Raw genomic sequence first — 16,632 nt, 5'->3', positions numbered from 1 at the left:
GTCCGGACGCCCCACGGAAGCGAGTCGGGAAACCACCGGCCGGCGATGGGCCATCGGCCATGGATCAACGGCCATGGATCATCGGCCGTCGGCCGTCGATCACCTGCCGCGCACGACCGGTGATCGGCGGGCCCCTGGCGCAGGCGCAGACCTAGCCGGGGAAGACGGGGATGTCCGCGTGCCGTTCCCGGGTCCGGGGCGCGTCGCCGCGCGCGGCGGCGCGGGGGGCGAACCACAGGGGCGCCCGGTCACCCGGGGTGACGGCGTAGGCGCAGGCGTCACTATGGCGGGACGTGGTGCCGTCGCCCGCCTGCTTGCCGAGGACGCCGTCCGGGTCTCCGGTGGGCGCGGGGCGACCGGGGGCGCCTACGACGGTGGCGGTGCCGGGGTGTGCGGAGGTCTGCGCCGGGCGCTGCGGCGCGGGGGTGAGCTGCGGGCCGTACGACGCGAGCGGCGCCGGTTCGGCCCTGCCGGGGGTACGGGTCCCGTTACGGGCGAGTCGCTGCCGTACTGCGGCCGGAGCGGCAGCCGGGGCGGCGGCCGGAGTCGCGGCCCGAGCCGCCGTGCCGCCGCTCCCCTGCCGCGGTCCCGGTGCCGGGACCTGCGCCTGCGGCGTCGACGGGGCCGGCTCAACCGGCAGCGGGAGAGAAGGCGGCGTGGCCCGTGGCCTTGCCTTCCCCACGGTCCGGGACACGTTCCCGGCGGTCCGGTACACGCCCTCCGCGGTCCGGGACACGGCGCTCGCCACCTCCCGTACGGAGGTGACGACCCGCTCGCCGCCCGAGCGCAGCACGCGGACCGGGTCCCCTGGTACGACCGCCCCGGATCCCGTCGACGTCACCGACTCCCGCACCGCCGTCACGGTCTCCCGCGGCGGAGTCCCGTCGGCCGCGTGCGCCTGCTCGCCGCAGAGGAACCCCAGCGCGAACAACCCGCCCACCAGGAGCGCCAGTTGGAGCGCGCGCCGCCCGCCCGCCGTACGCAGCACGCGCACGGTGGTGCCGAGGAAGGCTGCTGGGAAGGTCAAGGAGGGGAACGTCCTCGGGTCGGCTCGGCGCGGGCTGCGCCGATCCTCGCACGGCACGCCCACGGCCGCGCAAGCCCCCTGTTACCGATGGGTAGCCATGTCCCCTTTCCCGCCCGGTGTCATGCGGTGTCCGGTATCGGCAGCGCCCGCTTCTCCAGGGCCGCCGCCATCACCTCGGGGAACAGGTCGGGCGTACAGGCGAAGGCCGGTGTGCCGAGCGCGGCCAGCGCCGCCGCGTGCTCCCTGTCGTACGCGGGCGCCCCTTCGTCCGACAGGGCGAGCAGCGCCACGAACTGCACCCCGGACGCCTTCATCGCGGCCACCCGCTTGAGCATCTCGTCGCGGATGCCTCCCTCGTAGAGGTCGCTGATCAGCACGACCACCGTCTCGGCGGGCCGGGTGATCTGCGACTGGCAGTAGGCGAGCGCCCGGTTGATGTCCGTACCGCCGCCGAGCCGGGTGCCGAAGAGGACGTCGACCGGATCGTCCAGCTGGTCGGTGAGGTCGACCACCGCCGTGTCGAAGACGACCAGCCGGGTGCTGATCGACCGCATGGAGGCGAGCACCGCCCCGAACACGGATGCGTAGACCACGGACGCCGCCATCGAGCCCGACTGGTCGATGCAGAGGACGACCTCCTTCTTCACCGACCGCGCTGCCCGCCCGTATCCCACGAGCCGCTCCGGCACGACCGTGCCGTACTCGGGCAGGTAGTGCTTGAGGTTGGCCGCGACGGTGCGGTTCCAGTCGATGTCGTGGTGGCGCGGGCGGCTGATGCGGGCGCTGCGGTCGAGGGCACCGGTGAGGGTGGCCCTGGTGCGGGTCGCGAGCCGCTTCTCCAGGTCCTCGACCACCTTGCGGACGACGGCGCGTGCCGTCTCCTTGGTGGTCTCCGGCATCGCTTGGTTGAGCGAGAGCAGCGTGCCGACCAGGTGCACATCGGCCTCCACCGCCGCCAGCAGCTCCGGCTCCAGCAGAAGGGAGGAGAGCCCGAGCCGGTCGATGGCGTCGCGCTGCATGACCTGCACGACGGAGGACGGGAAGTAGCGCCGGATGTCTCCGAGCCAGCGCGCCACGGACGGTGCCGAGGCCCCGAGCCCGGCCGAACGGTCCCGTCCCGTCTGCAGTGTGTCCCCCTTGCCGTAAAGCGCGGCGAGCGTGCCGTCCATCGCCGCGTCCCGGCCGGACAGCGCGCATCCGGTGCCGTCGGCCTGGTCCCCGCCGAGCACCAGCCGCCAGCGCCGCAACCGCTCCCTCGCGGGGTCGCCGGTGTCGGTCCCGATGTCGTTCGCCATCGGCTCGGTCGTCATGTGCCCACCCCCGCACAGCTGTCGGTATCGCTCGTCTCGTGCTGTCGCTCTCCGTCCAGGCCGAGCAGCAGCCGCAGCACCGGCAGCACGGCGTCGGCGCGCTCGGTGTCCGGCTCGGCGGCGAAGCCCTGTGCCGCCGCGCCCTGTGCCGCCCGGCCGGCGGTCCGGTCGCCCGGGCCCCGCCGGACCAGTTCGCCGAGCGTTCTGCGCACCCCCGGCTCGTACGCAGCGAACGTGCGCCGCAGCAGCGGCAGTACGTCCGTGAACGCCTCCGCCGGCACCCCCGTGAGCCAGCTGTCGACCAGGCCGAGCAGCCGCTCGTCGTGCACCAGCAGCAGCCCGCCCCCGCCGCCGACGAAGCCCTCGATCCAGGCGGCCGCGTCTACGGGCGGGGTACCCGGCGACAGGACCAGCCCCATCAGCCGCGCCGCCTCCTGAGGTCCCAGCTCGCCGTCGTCCAGCAGCAGCCGCACCGCCCGCCCCCGCAGGACTCCGGCCACCGAGTCGCGCAGCGCCAGCGTCCGCAGCACGGCACGCCAGCGGTCCCGCAGACCGCCCTGTCCGGCACCGCCCTGCGCGCCCAGGCCGCCGTCATGACCGTGGGCGCTCGTGCCGCTCGTGCCGCTCGGGTCGGCACGGGCGGGCGAAGGGACTTTCCCCGCTCGATCGGACCCGGGAGGGGCAAAGACGCCCGCACGGACACCGACACTCTCCGCCAGCAGCACCACCGCCGCGTGAACGGCGTCCACATGGCCGCGCATCTCCTGCGCCGCGTCCGTGTCGAGCGCGGCGCAGGCTCCGGGCAGGCCGACGAAGACGCGCTCGGCGAGGCCCGCCGCGACCCCGGCCAGGGCGCCGGTGTCGGTGCCGCGCACATCGCCGTAGCGCAGGGACCGGACCAGGGCGGGCAGGGCCTGGGCGAGGTGGCCGACGTCCGTGTCGAGCGCGGCCCGGTCGGCGAGCACCCGCATGACGACCGGCAGGGCGTCCGGCAGACCGGCGAGCAGACAGAGCTCGGCGAGCGCGGTGACGTCGGCGAGGGTGCGCGCGGCCGCCGCGTCCGCCTCCGCCTTGGCCTGCGCCGCGCCGCGTACGGTCGTCCCCCACCCGCCCGCCTCGGCGACCCGCACCGACAGCTCCGGCTCCCAGCGCAGCCGCCAGGTCTCCCGGAAGGTGCCCGTGCTCCCCCGCGACCGGGCCGGCTCGCCCCAGCCGACGCCGAGCAGCCGCAGTCGGTGCAGCAGTCTGCTGCGGCCGGCGTCGGTGTCCCCGCGCAGGTCCAGCTCCAGCTCCCGCTCCTGCGCCTCCGGTTTGAGCCGCAGGGAACGCTGCCGGCGGGCCAGGTCGCGCTGGAGCGGCACCGCCGGGGCCGAGTCCGGCACCTCTCCCAGTACGTCCCCGACCACCAGCCGGTCGTGCACCAGCGCCAGCGGCATGTCCGAACCGTCGCCCATCACCGCGCGCACGGCGTCGGTGGTCTCGATCAGTCCGGCCAGCGGGCGGCCGCGCAGTGCCGCCAGGGTCTCGGCGAGCCTGACGGCCTCGATGACATGGGCGGAGGAGACGAACCGGTCCTCTTCGCGCAGCAGCCCCGCCACCTTGGTCAGCCAACGCTCCACCGGCCGGTCGGGGGCGTGGAACAGATGGCCGTACCAGCCCGGCGAGTCGATGCCCGCGCCGTATCCGCCGGCCCGGGCCAGCCTGCGGTACGTCCAGGGCACCCAGGTCAGGTCCGTCTTGACCTTGGGCAGGCCTTTCAGCAGGGCCCGGTCGCCGGCGACGGTGGTCCTCGCGCGCAGCGCGGGCACGTGCCAGGCCCCGCACACCACCGCCACCTCGTCCCCGAACTCCTTGTGCGCCGCCCGCAGTTGGAGCCGCATGTGGGCCTCGCGCACAAGGTCCCGCGCATGCCCGCCGGCACCGTACCGCTCGCGCAGCGCGCCCATGGCCTCCTCCAGGGCGGCGAACGGGGCGAAGGGATCCAGCTCGCCCGGGCCCCGGTGCTCGACGACGTCCTCCCACCAGCGCTCGGGATCGTCGTATCCGGCGGCCTCGGCGAGAACGGCGAGCGGGTCGACCCGGACCTGATCGCAGGCGTCCTGCGACTCCTCTCCGTCCTGAAGTCGACAGCCGCTCCGAGGCTCATCGCCGCTCTGAGGCTCATCGCTCCCCTGAGGCTCGTCGGCCCCCTTCCACGCGAGCGTGTGCGTGGCCGGCAGGTCGATGAAGCGGGCCGGGACGCCCTGCTCCAGGGCCCAGCGGATCGCCACCCATTCGGGGCTGAACTCGGCGAACGGCCAGAACGCCGAGCGGCCGGGCTCGTCCACGGCGTGGGCGAGCAGGGCGACCGGGGGCCGCAGGTCCGGGTCGGCGGCCAGCGGGATCAGCGCGTCGGCCTCGGGCGGGCCCTCGACCAGGACGGTCCGGGGCCGGGCGGCGGTCAGCGCGGCCCGCACCGCGCGCGCGGAGCCGGGCCCGTGGTGCCGCACGCCGAGCAGCAGCGGACCTGCGTCGTACGCCGTGCTCCGGCCGGAGCCGGTCATGCGCTCACCTCGCGGCAGGCGCGGTAGAAGTCCGTCCAGCCCTCACGCTCGCGGACGACGGCCTCCAGATACTCCTGCCAGACGACCCGGTCGGCCGCCGGGTCGCGGACGACCGCGCCGAGGATGCCGGCGGCGATGTCACCGGGGCGCAGTACGCCGTCGCCGAAGTGCGCGGACAGGGCGAGGCCGCTGGTGACGACGGAGATCGCCTCGGCCGTGGACAGCGTGCCGCTGGGTGATTTCAGCTTGGTGCGGCCGTCGGCGGTGATGCCGTCGCGCAGCTCGCGGAAGACGGTCACGACGCGGCGGATCTCCTCGATGCCGTCGGGCGCGGCGGGCAGGTCGAGGGAGCGGCCGATCTGCTCGACCCGGCGCGTGACGATGTCGACCTCGGCTTCGGCGCTCTCCGGCAGCGGCAGCACCACGGTGTTGAAGCGGCGACGCAGCGCGCTGGAGAGGTCGTTGACGCCGCGGTCGCGGTCGTTGGCGGTGGCGATGAGGTTGAACCCGCGGACGGCCTGGACCTCCTGGCCCAGCTCCGGGATGGGCAGCGTCTTCTCGGACAGGATCGTGATCAGCGTGTCCTGCACGTCGGCCGGGATACGGGTCAGCTCCTCCACGCGCACGGTCATGCCCTCGGCCATGGCGCGCATGACGGGGCTGGGCACGAGCGCGTCACGGCTCGGCCCGTGCGCGAGCAGGCGCGCGTAGTTCCAGCCGTACCGGATCGCCTCCTCCGGCGTGCCGGCCGTGCCCTGGACCAGCAGGGTGGAGTCGCCGCTGACGGCGGCCGCCAGGTGCTCGGAGACCCAGGTCTTGGCGGTGCCGGGGACACCGAGCAGGAGCAGGGCACGGTCGGTGGCGAGCGTGGTGACGGCGACTTCGACGATGCGGCGCGGGCCCACGTACTTGGGTGTGATCACCGTGCCGTCCGGCAGGGTGCCGCCTTGCAGGTACGTCGCCACGGCCCACGGGGACAGTTTCCAGCGGGCCGGGCGCGGGCGGTCGTCCTGCCGGGCGAGTGCGGTGAGTTCGGCGGCGAAGGCGTGCTCGGCGTGCGGTCGCAGTGCCGTCGAGACCTCGTTCCCGCTCGCCGCCCCCTCGTTCCCGCTCGCCACACCCTGGCTCTCGTTGGCTTCGACGGACTTCGCTTCCACGGACACAGTCATGGCTGAGGCCCCCTCCAGCTCGGCCGGTTCGGATCTGTCACCAACCGTGCACCACGCCACTGACAATCGCCCTGACCTGCACAAACATCAGCGCCGGGCCGATTGTCAGTGGCGGGACCTACCGTCGGAGACATGACTGAGCCGGAGGTGCGCTGGACCGCGGAGCAGGTGCTGGCACTGGCGCCTGACGCCGCGTCACGCAAAGCAGGCGGCAAGCTCGGCACGGCCGGTCCGTGGTCCGGGGCGGGAAGCAAAGAGGGGACGGTGTGGGGGCTGTGCAAGGGCAGCGGCAGCAGGCCGTACCAGACGGTGGTCGATCTCGCCGGCGCGGCCGGACCGGCGTACAAGTGCAGTTGTCCGAGCCGTAAGTTCCCGTGCAAGCACGCGCTCGGGCTGCTTCTGCTGTGGGCGGGCGGCGACGACTCGGTGCCGGTGCCCGCCGAGCCGCCGGACTGGGCCGAGCAGTGGCTCGCGAGCAGACGCGAGCGCGCCGGGACCAAGCCGGGCCGGAACGAGGGGGGTTCCACGGCCGGGCCCGCCGATCCGGAGGCGGCGCGGCGGCGGGCCGGGCGGCGGGCGGAGCGGGTCACCGCGGGCGCCACGGAGCTGGAGCAGCGCCTCGCGGACCTGCTCCGCGGCGGCCTGGCCGCGGCCGAGCAGGCGGGGTACGGCGCGTGGGACGAGACGTCGGCCCGCATGGTCGACGCGCAGGCCCCCGGACTCGCCGCGCGGACAAGGGAGTTGGGGGCGATACCGGCCTCGGGGGCGGGCTGGCCGGCCCGGCTGCTGGAGGAGTGCGCGCTGCTGCATCTGCTCGACCAGGCCTGGCTGCGCCGCGACGAGCTGCCGGACGCACTCGCGGCCACGGTCCGTTCCCGGCTCGGCCTGCCGGCCTCGGCGGAGGGTCCGCCGGTGCGCGACCACTGGCTGGTACTCGCCCAGTACGACACGGTGGACACGAAACTGACGACCCGCCGGATCTGGCTGCACGGCGCCGAGTCGGGCCTCACCCGGCTGCTGCTGTCGTACGGCGCGGCGGGGCGGCCCCCGGAGCTGTCCCTGCCGGTGGGCCTCGCCCTGGACGCGGAGCTGTCCGGTCATCCGGGGGCCGGCCGGGCCCGGGCCGCCCTCGGTGAGCGGTTCGCCCCGCCGACGCCGGCCGCGTTCCGCCCACCCGGTGTGGCCACGGCCGAGGCGGCGGCCCGGTACGGCGAGGCGCTGCGCGACGATCCCTGGCTGGAGTCGGTCCCGGTGACGCTGGAGCGGGTGATACCGGTCCCGGACGGCGAGCTGTGGCAACTGGCCGACGCCCACGCGGACACGGCCCTGCCGCTGACCCGGGCCGCCCGGTCCCGCCCCGGCCTGTGGCGGCTGGTCGCGCTGTCCGGCGGCGCCCCCGTGACGGTCTTCGGCGAGTGCGGCCACCGCGGCTTCACTCCGCTCACGGCCTGGGCGGCGGGTGCGGACGAGGCGGTGCCACTGTGCTGAGCGGACCGGCCGTGCGGGAAGCCGGGGCGCAGCGCCATCCGGAACACGACGGGGAACGCCATGAGGAAGGGGACGACATGAAGGGGACCTCGACCACCCGGACCGCGACGGCACCCGCAAGCTCCTGGGAAGAGCTGGTCACCACCGCCCTGCTCGGCACCGACCGGCGCCGCTGGGCGGGCGCGGTGCCCGGCCGGGAGGCACCCCTGGCGCTGCTCGACGCGGCCGCCCTGGCGACCGTACGGCGGCGGGCCGGGCTGCGGCCCGCGCGGGCGGCCCGGCGGCCGGAGCCGGCGCCCGCGGATCCGCGCCCGGCCCTGCCCGCCGCCGCGGGCCGCCGGTTGGCCGCCCTGCTGGCCGGCCGTTCCGGTGGGGCGAGCGGCGGCCGCCGGGGCAGCGCACCGGACCTCATGGAGCTGCTCCCGCAGTGGCTCGCGGCGGCCGTCGCGCACGGGTACGCGGCTCCCCCGCAGGCGCTGCCCGCCCTGCTGGACGCGGCCCGGGGCCGCACGGACCTGCGCCCGGCGGCGCTGGCGTTCGCGGGCCCGCGCGCGCTGTGGCTGGCCCGGCTGAACCCGGACTGGCGCTTCGCCCTGCGCGCGGCCCCCGGCGGCGGCGCCGCGCTGCCCGGCCCCGGCGACGCCGAGTCGGTGCGCCGGCTGTGGCAGGAGGGGCTGTTCGCCGAGCGGGTGGCGCTGCTGGGCGCGCTGCGCGCGCACAGACCCGCGCTCGCGCGCGAGCTGCTGGCGTCGACCTGGCCGCAGGAGCGGGCGGAGGACCGGCTGATGTTCCTCGACTCGCTGCGCACGGGCCTGTCCGCCGAGGACGAGCCGTTCCTGGAACAGGCGCTGGGCGACCGCAGCCGCAACGTCCGGGCGACGGCGGCGGAACTGCTGTCGGCGCTGCCGGATTCGGCGCTCGCCGCACGCATGGCCGCACGCGCCGCGGCCTGTGCGGCCCTCGACCGTACGGGACCCGCGCCGGCGATCGCGGTCGAGCCACCGCTCGAGTGCGACTCAAGCATGGAGCGCGACGGTGTGGTGGCGACACCTCCCGCAGGCAGAGGAGAACGCTCATGGTGGCTGGGGCAGTTGGTGGAGGCCGCACCGCTCGGCATCTGGCCCGAGCGGCTCGGCGGACGCACGGCGCGGGAGATCGTGGCACTGCCGGTGGCGGACGGCTGGCAGGGCGAACTGCACGCGGCCTGGTGCCGGGCGGCGGTGCGGCAGCGGAACGGCGCGTGGTCGAGGGCGCTGCTCGGCTCGCCGTCGGCGCCGGAGGCTGGCGGGCCGGGGGCGGTGTCCCTCGCGGAGCGCGCGAAGCTGCTGGCGACCCTGGACCCGGCGGAACGGGCCGCGTGGGTGGCCGGGTTCATCGCGACGCACGGCCTCTCGGAGGCGTTCCAACTGCTCGGGGTGTGCGCGGTGCCCTGGGCGCCACCGCTGGGCCGGTCGGTCGTGGACGCACTCAACATCGCACGCGACGCGGGCAGTTACCCCTGGAGCTTCAGCGGCGTGATGGGGCTGGCGGAGCGCTGCCTGGACCCCGCGGAGGCCGCCCGGCTCCAGGCGCTGCTGGCGATACCCGACGAGCGGGAGGACGCGGCGCCGGGGGCCGGGGGGTACTGGGCGGAGGCCTTCCAACGGCTGGTCACCACGCTGCGGCTGCGGGCGGCGATGGCGGACGAGTTGACGCCGGCGGGCACCACCCGCGGGCCCTGCCCGGACGAACCGTCGGCTCAGCCGCCGGAGGCGGCCGGCTGACGGACGTTCGCCCGCACCCACTCCACGATCGACGTGGTCGTCGCACCCGGGGTGAAGATCTCCGCGACGCCCTTCTCCTTCAGCGGCGGGATGTCCTCCTCCGGGACGATGCCGCCGCCGAAGACGACGATGTCCGCGGCGTCGCGCTCCTTGAGCAGGTCGATCACCGCGGCGAACAGCGTGTTGTGCGCGCCCGAGAGAATGGACAGGCCGATCGCGTCGGCGTCCTCCTGGATGGCGGTGTCCACGATCTGCTCCGGCGTCTGATGGAGCCCGGTGTAGATGACCTCCATACCGGCGTCGCGCAGGGCACGCGCGATGACCTTGGCCCCGCGATCGTGGCCGTCGAGCCCCGGCTTGGCGACCACCACGCGGATCGGACCGGCTGCCACACCCATCACTGCCTCCATCGAACGACCACGGAAGCGATCGCTTCCGTCATTAAGGACAAGTACCGCACTTTTGGCGCGTTCCGCCACCCGTCGCGAAGTGAACGAACGTTATCTCCAGCATCCCGCAACCGGCAGTTTTACGGTGCGCGGCGAGGGGGAAATCACACGGTGGGACATGAGGGCACACGGGGGATCGAGCCGTCCTCCGGTGTGCCGACAGGAGGTCGGCCATGAAGGTCACCGGAGCACTGCCACCCTTCCTCCCGTTCTACCGGCGCCTGTGGCCCGGAAGACTGGCCGGACTGTCCATGGCGCTGCTCAAGGCGACCGCCCTGGAGGCCGCGATCCTGGCCGGCCACCTCCTGCTGTATCCGACCGGTCTGACCCAGGAGCGCCGCTCCCCCGCCCTGCCCGCCGCGGACGGCACCGCCCAGCTGCCGGTCCCTTCGGCCCCGCCGGTCGTGCTGCTGCACGGATTCATCGACAACCGCTCGGTGTTCGTGCTGCTGCGCCGAAGCCTCGCCCAGCACGGCGGACAGCGCGTCGAGTCGCTCAACTACTCCCCGCTGACCTGCGACATCCGCGCCGCGGCCGAGCTGCTCGGGCGGCACGTCGAGGAGATCTGCGAGCGCACCGGCAGCCCGCGGGTCGACATCGTGGGCCACAGCCTCGGCGGGCTGATCGCCCGCTACTACGTGCAGTGCCTCGGCGGGGACCTGCGGGTGCGCACGCTCGTCACCCTGGGCACCCCGCACGCGGGGACCCGGGTCGCGCCGCTGGCCGACGCCCACCCGATCGTGCGCCAGATGCGGCCCGGTTCGGGAGTGATCGAGGAGCTGTCCCGGCCCGCGCCCGGCTGCCGTACACGGTTCGTCAGTTTCTGGAGCGACCTGGACTCCATCATGGATCCGGTGGAGTCGGCCTGCCTGGACCATCCCGATCTGGACGCGCAGAACGTCCGGGTGACCGGCATCGGGCATCTCGCCCTGCCCGTGCACCCCGCGGTCGCCGCCGGGATACGCGAGGCGCTCGACACCGCGCACCCCGGGGGCGCGGTCGCCGGCGGTCTGACGGTGGCGTGAACTGTGTGACGGTGGCATGACCTTTCCGACGGCGACGTGACGTACAGGTGACCAACAGTCACCTCACATCGAACGCCCATCGAACTCTCGGCCAAACTCGTGCCCGGCGTCCCCCGAAAGACCGCCGAATGCCCGTTTCCGGCCAACGCGAAACCGGCAGAAGATTGTCGCGCCCAGGTACCGGCGGGTACAGTCGCCGCACTGCTCTGGCAGCCCCTGTTGTCGAGGCGAAAGAGAAGTTGGTGAACGACCGTCACCCGTCGGGGACCATGACCACCCCGGCCCCGGCTTCCGACGCCTCCGCCGCGCACTACGACCACGCGCCGTACGGGACCCATGAAGCCCCCTACGGCAACAACTTCACCACGTACGGCGGCTACGACGCCACCGGTTTCGCGCCAGGCCACGACAGCACCGGCACCTTCCACAGCGACCCGCTCTTCGGCAGCCTGCCCGGCGAGCAGAGCACGGGCGCGTACGACACGACGCAGTGGCAGACGCCGCACTACGACGCGTACGCCGCCCAGCACCACGCCGCCTACGACTCCGGTGTCTACGACGCCGGCGCCTGGACGGTCCCCGCGCAGGCCACCGGGAACGAGACCAGCGGTCACTGGGACGCGAGCGCCTGGCAGCAGCCCGACCAGTCCGGCGGCGCCGACCCGACCCAGCAGTGGGCGTGGGGCACCCAGGGCTTCGACACCGGCACGTACGACGCCACGCAGTGGAATTCCGCCGGCCCGGCCGAGCAGGTTGCCGAACCGTTCGACCAGCAGGCCACCGCCACGTTCGAGCAGGTCGGCGACGCATCGGCGACCGCGGCCTTTCCGCAGGCGGGATACGAGGACGGGGCACCGTACGAGGACACCGACCTCGGCGAGGCGTACCCCGGCGACGGCGGCGGCGATCCGGGCAGTACCGGTGAACTGCGCGTCGAACCAGCCCTGTTGGACGGCCAGGAGGAGATCACTCCCGCTCCCCGCGCGGGCGCTCGGAGCGCAGGGCGCTCCCGGCGTCGTACGCCCGCCAAGCGCTCCGCGCTGCTGACCGTCGCCGTGCCCTCGGCCTGTGTGATGGGGGTCGCCGGGATCGCCGCCGCCTCGGTCGGCGCGCTGACCGACGACGGCAAGGAGACCACCGCCTCCGCCTCGGACGCACACGCGGTGAAGCCGTCGGTCGCCAACAGCAAGCTGGACGCGCAGCTCAAGACGCTCTCCGCCGGCGCAGAGAACTTCGCCGACCGGGCGAGCCGGACGCAGGAGCGGATCGACCTCAAGAACCAGCAGGTGCTGGAGAAGAAGAAGGCCGCCGCGGAGGCCGCGCTCAAGGAGCGGCTGCGCCCCAAGTTCGTCCTGCCGGTCACACAGAAGGGGCTCAGCGCCTACTTCGGCCAGGCGGGCGTGAACTGGATGTCGGTGCACACGGGCATCGACTTCCCCGTCTCCTACGGCACCACGGTGATGGCCGCCATGGACGGCACCGTCTCCACCAAGTGGAACAGCGCCTACGGCAACATGCTGATCCTGACGGCGAAGGACGGCACGCAGACCTGGTACTGCCATCTGTCCAGCTACCGCGTCCCCTCCGGCACGACCGTCAAGGCCGGCCAGCCGATCGCCTACTCGGGCAACTCCGGCAACTCCACCGGTCCGCACCTGCACTTCGAGGTACGACCAGGCGGCGGGGCACCCATAGACCCGCTGCCGTGGCTGCGCAGCCACGGGCTGGACCCGACCTGAGCCCCGTATGACGTGAGCCCCGCCGATCCGGCGGGGCTCGTCTCCTCTACAGCTTCTCCACCGGCGCATACCGCAGCAGCAGCCGCTTCGACTTGCCGTCGCCGAAGTCGATCGTCGCCTGGGCCTTGTCCTCGACGCCCGACACGGCGACGACCGTCCCGAGCCCGAACTGGTCGTGGGTGACCCGGTCGCCGACCGCCAGGGACACCACCGGCTTGTCCGCCGTACGCCGCGTGGCGAATCCGGACGCGCCCGCCGCTGACGAACGCGAGCGGGACGAGGACAGCGAGGCGGCGATCCCGGAGGCCGGGCCGGAGGACACCGGCGCCGCCGCGCCCGTCCGCTTCCACTCCACGTGGGCGGCCGGGATCTCCTCCAGGAAGCGGGAGGGCGGGTTGTACGACGGCTGGCCCCAGGCGCTGCGCAGCGCCGACCGCGTGAGATACAGCCGCTCACGCGCGCGTGTGATGCCGACGTACGCCAGGCGCCGCTCCTCCTCCAGCTCCTTGGTCTGGCCGAGGGCGCGCATGTGCGGGAACACGCCGTCCTCCATGCCGGTCAGGAAGACGACCGGGAACTCCAGGCCCTTGGCGGTGTGCAGCGTCATCAGGGTGATGACGCCGGAGCCCTCGTCGTCCTCGTCGGGGATCTGGTCGGAGTCGGCGACCAGCGCCACCTGCTCCAGGAACTCGGACAGCCCCACCGGCTCGCCCTCGCCGCGCTCCTGCTCGAACTCCAGGGCCACGGCCGCGAGTTCCTGGAGGTTCTCAATGCGGGTCTCGTCCTGCGGGTCGGTGGAGGCCTGCAACTCGGCCAGATAGCCGGTGCGTTCGAGGACCGCCTCCAGGACGGTGGCCGGTCCGGCGCCGGACTCCACGATCGTGCGCAGATCCTCCATCAGCGTGTTGAACCGCTTGACGGCGTTGGTGGAACGCGCGGCCATGCCGTACGCCTCGTCCACGCGCTTGAGCGCCTGCGGGAAGCTGATCTTCTCGCGCTGGGAGAGGGCGTCGATCATCGCCTCCGCGCGCTCGCCGATGCCCCGCTTGGGCACGTTGAGGATGCGGCGCAGCGGTACCGAGTCCTCCGGGTTGGCGAGGACGCGCAGATAGGCGAGGACGTCCCGGACCTCCTTGCGTTCGTAGAAGCGGACCCCGCCGACGACCTTGTAGGGCAGGCCGACGCGGATGAAGATCTCTTCGAAGACGCGGGACTGGGCGTTGGTGCGGTAGAAGACGGCGACGTCGCCGGCCTTGGCGTCGCCCGCGTCGACCAGGCGGTCTATCTCGTCGGCGACGAACTGGGCCTCGTCGTGCTCGGTGTCGGCGACGTAGCCGGTGATCCGCGCGCCCTGGCCTGCGTTGGTCCACAGGTTCTTCGGGCGGCGGGACTCGTTGCGCTCGATGACCGCGTTGGCAGCGCTCAGGATGGTCTGCGTGGAGCGGTAGTTCTGCTCCAGCAGGATCGTCGTCGCGTTCGGGTAGTCCTCCTCGAACTGGAGGATGTTGCGGATCGTCGCGCCCCGGAAGGCGTAGATCGACTGGTCCGCGTCACCGACGACGCACAGCTCGGCGGGCGGGAGGTCGTGCTCGTTCGCAGGGGTGTCGGCGCCGTCGCCCGTGCCGACCAGCTCGCGCACCAGCGCGTACTGGGCGTGGTTGGTGTCCTGGTACTCGTCGACCATGACGTGCCGGAAGCGGCGGCGGTAGTGCTCGGCGACGTCCGGGAAGGCACGCAGCAGATTGACCGTCGTCATGATCAGGTCGTCGAAGTCGAGCGCGTTGGCCTCGCGCAGCCGCGACTGGTAGAGCGCGTAGGCCTGGGCGAGGGTCTTCTCGAAGCCGTCGGTGGCCTGCGCGGCGAAGTCCTCCTCGTCGATCAGCTCGTTCTTCAGATTGCTGATCTTGGCGCTGAAGGACTTGGGCGGGAAGCGCTTGGGGTCGAGGTCCAGGTCGCGGCAGACCAGGGCCATCAGGCGCTTGCTGTCGGCAGCGTCGTAGATCGAGAAGGACGACGTGAAGCCGAGCTTCTTCGACTCGCGGCGCAGGATGCGCACGCACGCGCTGTGGAAGGTCATCACCCACATCGCGTGCGCGCGCGGGCCGACGAGCTGCTCGACGCGCTCCTTCATCTCGCCCGCGGCCTTGTTGGTGAAGGTGATCGCGAGGATCTGGCCCGGGTGCACGTTCCGCTCGGCCAACAGGTGGGCGATGCGGTGGGTGAGGACGCGGGTCTTGCCGGAACCGGCGCCGGCGACGATGAGCAGCGGGGAGCCGGCGTGCACGACCGCCGCGCGCTGGTTGTCGTTCAGCCCCGCCAGGAGCGCTGCCGGGTCGATCGCGGGGCGCGGGGCGCCGTCGCGGTAGTACGCGTCCCGGTCCGGCGGCGCGTCGAACTTCCCGCCGAACAGATCGTCCGGAACCGGCTCCGGAGCGTGATCGTCCTCGGGCGGCGGCGGAGGCTCCTCCTCGTGCCCGCGAGGGGTTTGGAGGTCCGCCAGGAAGCTGTCGTCAAAGAGGCTGCTCATCGCTCTCCGAGTCTAGGGCGCCCCACCGACAACCGGTCGCCATACCCGGAACATGACAGCCTTCCAGGAGAGTCGATCATGGCGTCCGGCCGGCCCTGCACCCCTTCACGCTGCGGAACCGTCCGATGACGCAGCCGGGAAACTACCTCCAGGTCACGAAAATGTATCGGACATATCACGCACCAACCTTCACAGGAGTCACACGAGTTGGCTAGCGTGCGTCCGGGCCGTACGACCCCTACCGGCGAACCCCGCCGGGCCGCGCGGCCCCCGCCGAGTCCGGCGTGCCCCTCGGGGCGCCCGGAGCCGGGGACCCACCGATCCCGGGGTGAATCGGCCGACTCCCGCCCGGGACGACGCCGTAGGGCAAACCTTCCGAACGCGCCCGAACCCGACAGCTAACCCGGTAGGCGGCCCACTGGAAGGAGTCGCCTCCCTTGGCGTCGCACCGCAAGCCGCGCCCCGGCGGGACCCACGGAGCGGGCATCCGCACCCCCGCCCTCGCCACCGCCGCCCTCACCTCCATAGCCATGCTGTCCCAGACCGCCGAGGCCGCCCCCGGGACCGACCATGCCCGGCCGAGTCTGGAGGAGGTGGAGAAGAAGGTCGACGACCTCTACCGGCAGGCGGAGTCGGCGACCGAGAAGTACGACGCGGCCAAGGAGCAGACCGGCAAGGAGCGCGGGCGCGCCGACGCGCTCCGCGAGGAGGTCGCGCGCCGCACCGGCCGCCTCAACAGGGCCCGCGAGCAGCTGGGCTCCTTCGCCGCGGCCCAGTACCGCACCGGCGCCACCACGCCCGACACGGCCACCTTCCTGCTGGCGGACAGCCCGCAGGACTACTTCGACCAGACCCAGCTGATGAACCGGCTGACCTCGCGCGAGAAGAGCGCGGTCGACGCCTACGTCGGCGAGCAGGCCGCCACCATGAAGAAGCGGCGGGAGGCCGCGGAGAGCCTGCAGACGCTGACCGACTCGCAGCACGACCTGCAGAGCGCGAAGGCCGCCGTCCAGAAGAAACTCGCCTCCGCGCGCGAGCTGCTGTCGCAGCTGACGGCCCAGGAGAAGGCGCGGCTGGCGGACATCGAGCGGGCCAGGCAACGGGAGGCGGCACGCAAGGCGGCCGAGCTGGCGAAGCAGCAGGCCCAGCGGCCGAGCAGCTCGTCCGGCTCGTCGTCGTCCGGCTCGGCCTCGACCGGCTCCGCGTCTTCCGGGTCCTCCGGCTCGTACGACGCGAAGGCCGCGAAGGCCCTCGACTTCGCCCGCGCCCAGATCGGCAAGCCGTATGTGTGGGGCGCCACCGGGCCCGGCTCCTACGACTGCTCGGGCCTCACCCAGGCCGCCTGGAAGGCCGCCGGCGTCACGCTCCCGCGCACCACCTACGACCAGGTCGACGCCGGCACCACGGTCTCACTGGCGAACGCGCGGCCGGGCGACCTGATCTTCTTCTACGACGACATCAGCCATGTCGGCCTCTACATCGGCAACGGCATGATGATCCACGCCCCCAAGCCGGGCGCGTACGTCCGCGAGGAGTCGGTGTACTACGGCGGAGAATCGATCATCCACAGCGTGGTCCGCCCGGGGTGACGT

Annotated in this window: 11 protein-coding genes and 1 riboswitch; of the genes, 5 read left to right on the top strand and 6 right to left on the bottom strand. The window is 73.3% G+C overall.

The annotated features are described in order from the left end of the window. Positions 1-151: 151 nt before the first annotated feature. From ADK64_RS44815 to ADK64_RS09985, 4 genes are all read right to left on the bottom strand, one after another. The gene (locus ADK64_RS44815; protein WP_053657238.1) at positions 152-1,027 is read right to left on the bottom strand and encodes a hypothetical protein; all 876 of its coding nucleotides are present in this window, start codon (positions 1,025-1,027) and stop codon (positions 152-154) included. A gap of 119 nt (positions 1,028-1,146) precedes the next feature. Continuing rightward, positions 1,147-2,337, bottom strand: coding sequence for a vWA domain-containing protein (locus tag ADK64_RS09995; RefSeq protein ID WP_234384518.1), 1,191 nt, complete (start codon positions 2,335-2,337; stop codon positions 1,147-1,149). Beyond that, complete coding sequence (locus tag ADK64_RS09990) at positions 2,334-4,880, bottom strand: DUF5682 family protein (RefSeq protein WP_053657234.1); 2,547 nt, start codon at positions 4,878-4,880, stop codon at positions 2,334-2,336. Before ADK64_RS09990 ends, ADK64_RS09995 begins: the two co-directional genes overlap by 4 nt. Beyond that, positions 4,877-6,049, bottom strand: a complete 1,173-nt coding sequence (locus ADK64_RS09985) for an ATP-binding protein (protein ID WP_053657231.1) — start codon at positions 6,047-6,049, stop codon at positions 4,877-4,879. Before ADK64_RS09985 ends, ADK64_RS09990 begins: the two co-directional genes overlap by 4 nt. A gap of 132 nt (positions 6,050-6,181) precedes the next feature. Here ADK64_RS09985 and ADK64_RS09980 point away from each other — a divergent pair, with 132 nt between their 5' ends. Then, positions 6,182-7,537 (top strand): SWIM zinc finger family protein, encoded by a 1,356-nt coding sequence (locus tag ADK64_RS09980; protein ID WP_053657227.1) that lies wholly within the window; start codon positions 6,182-6,184, stop codon positions 7,535-7,537. Between the two features lie 77 nt (positions 7,538-7,614). Beyond that, positions 7,615-9,300, top strand: coding sequence for a DUF5691 domain-containing protein (locus tag ADK64_RS09975; protein ID WP_053657397.1), 1,686 nt, complete (start codon positions 7,615-7,617; stop codon positions 9,298-9,300). Here ADK64_RS09975 and ADK64_RS09970 read toward each other — a convergent pair. Next, complete coding sequence (locus tag ADK64_RS09970; RefSeq protein WP_053657225.1) at positions 9,276-9,698, bottom strand: cobalamin B12-binding domain-containing protein; 423 nt, start codon at positions 9,696-9,698, stop codon at positions 9,276-9,278. The two genes, ADK64_RS09975 and ADK64_RS09970, sit on opposite strands and share 25 nt — an antisense overlap. Positions 9,699-9,922: 224 nt before the next feature. On the opposite strand from ADK64_RS09970, the gene ADK64_RS09965 reads away from it, so the two are divergent. Further along, positions 9,923-10,774: an esterase/lipase family protein gene (locus ADK64_RS09965; protein WP_053657222.1), complete on the top strand. Its 852-nt coding sequence runs from the start codon at positions 9,923-9,925 to the stop codon at positions 10,772-10,774. A gap of 242 nt (positions 10,775-11,016) precedes the next feature. Further along, entirely contained in the window at positions 11,017-12,513 is a 1,497-nt protein-coding gene (locus tag ADK64_RS09960) for a M23 family metallopeptidase (protein WP_053657219.1), read from the top strand. Positions 12,514-12,559: 46 nt separating this feature from the next. Here the strand turns inward: ADK64_RS09960 and pcrA are convergent, their stop codons facing one another. Then, positions 12,560-15,040, bottom strand: coding sequence for a DNA helicase PcrA (gene pcrA / locus ADK64_RS09955; RefSeq protein ID WP_053657216.1), 2,481 nt, complete (start codon positions 15,038-15,040; stop codon positions 12,560-12,562). Between the two features lie 261 nt (positions 15,041-15,301). Next, positions 15,302-15,470, top strand: a riboswitch (cyclic di-AMP (ydaO/yuaA leader). Positions 15,471-15,477: 7 nt separating this feature from the next. Here pcrA and ADK64_RS09950 point away from each other — a divergent pair. Continuing rightward, positions 15,478-16,629, top strand: coding sequence for a C40 family peptidase (locus ADK64_RS09950; RefSeq protein WP_053657212.1), 1,152 nt, complete (start codon positions 15,478-15,480; stop codon positions 16,627-16,629). The last annotated feature ends 3 nt before the right edge of the window (positions 16,630-16,632 follow it).

Source organism: Streptomyces sp. MMG1121, assembly GCF_001280015.1.
Lineage (GTDB): Bacteria > Actinomycetota > Actinomycetes > Streptomycetales > Streptomycetaceae > Streptomyces.
Note: the sequence above shows the minus strand (reverse complement) of the source record. Positions and strands in the feature narration are given on the sequence as shown.

Bases quoted from the DNA above. Each gene is read 5' to 3' on its own strand.
- ADK64_RS09995 (WP_234384518.1), bottom strand. From the start codon at position 2,337: ATGACGACCGAGCCGATGGCGAACGACATCGGGACCGACACCGGCGAC.
- pcrA (WP_053657216.1), bottom strand. From the start codon at position 15,040: ATGAGCAGCCTCTTTGACGACAGCTTCCTGGCGGACCTCCAAACCCCT.
- ADK64_RS09975 (WP_053657397.1), top strand. From the start codon at position 7,615: ATGAAGGGGACCTCGACCACCCGGACCGCGACGGCACCCGCAAGCTCC.
- ADK64_RS09980 (WP_053657227.1), top strand. From the start codon at position 6,182: ATGACTGAGCCGGAGGTGCGCTGGACCGCGGAGCAGGTGCTGGCACTG.
- ADK64_RS09985 (WP_053657231.1), bottom strand. From the start codon at position 6,049: ATGACTGTGTCCGTGGAAGCGAAGTCCGTCGAAGCCAACGAGAGCCAG.
- ADK64_RS09965 (WP_053657222.1), top strand. From the start codon at position 9,923: ATGAAGGTCACCGGAGCACTGCCACCCTTCCTCCCGTTCTACCGGCGC.
- ADK64_RS09990 (WP_053657234.1), bottom strand. From the start codon at position 4,880: ATGACCGGCTCCGGCCGGAGCACGGCGTACGACGCAGGTCCGCTGCTG.
- ADK64_RS09970 (WP_053657225.1), bottom strand. From the start codon at position 9,698: ATGGGTGTGGCAGCCGGTCCGATCCGCGTGGTGGTCGCCAAGCCGGGG.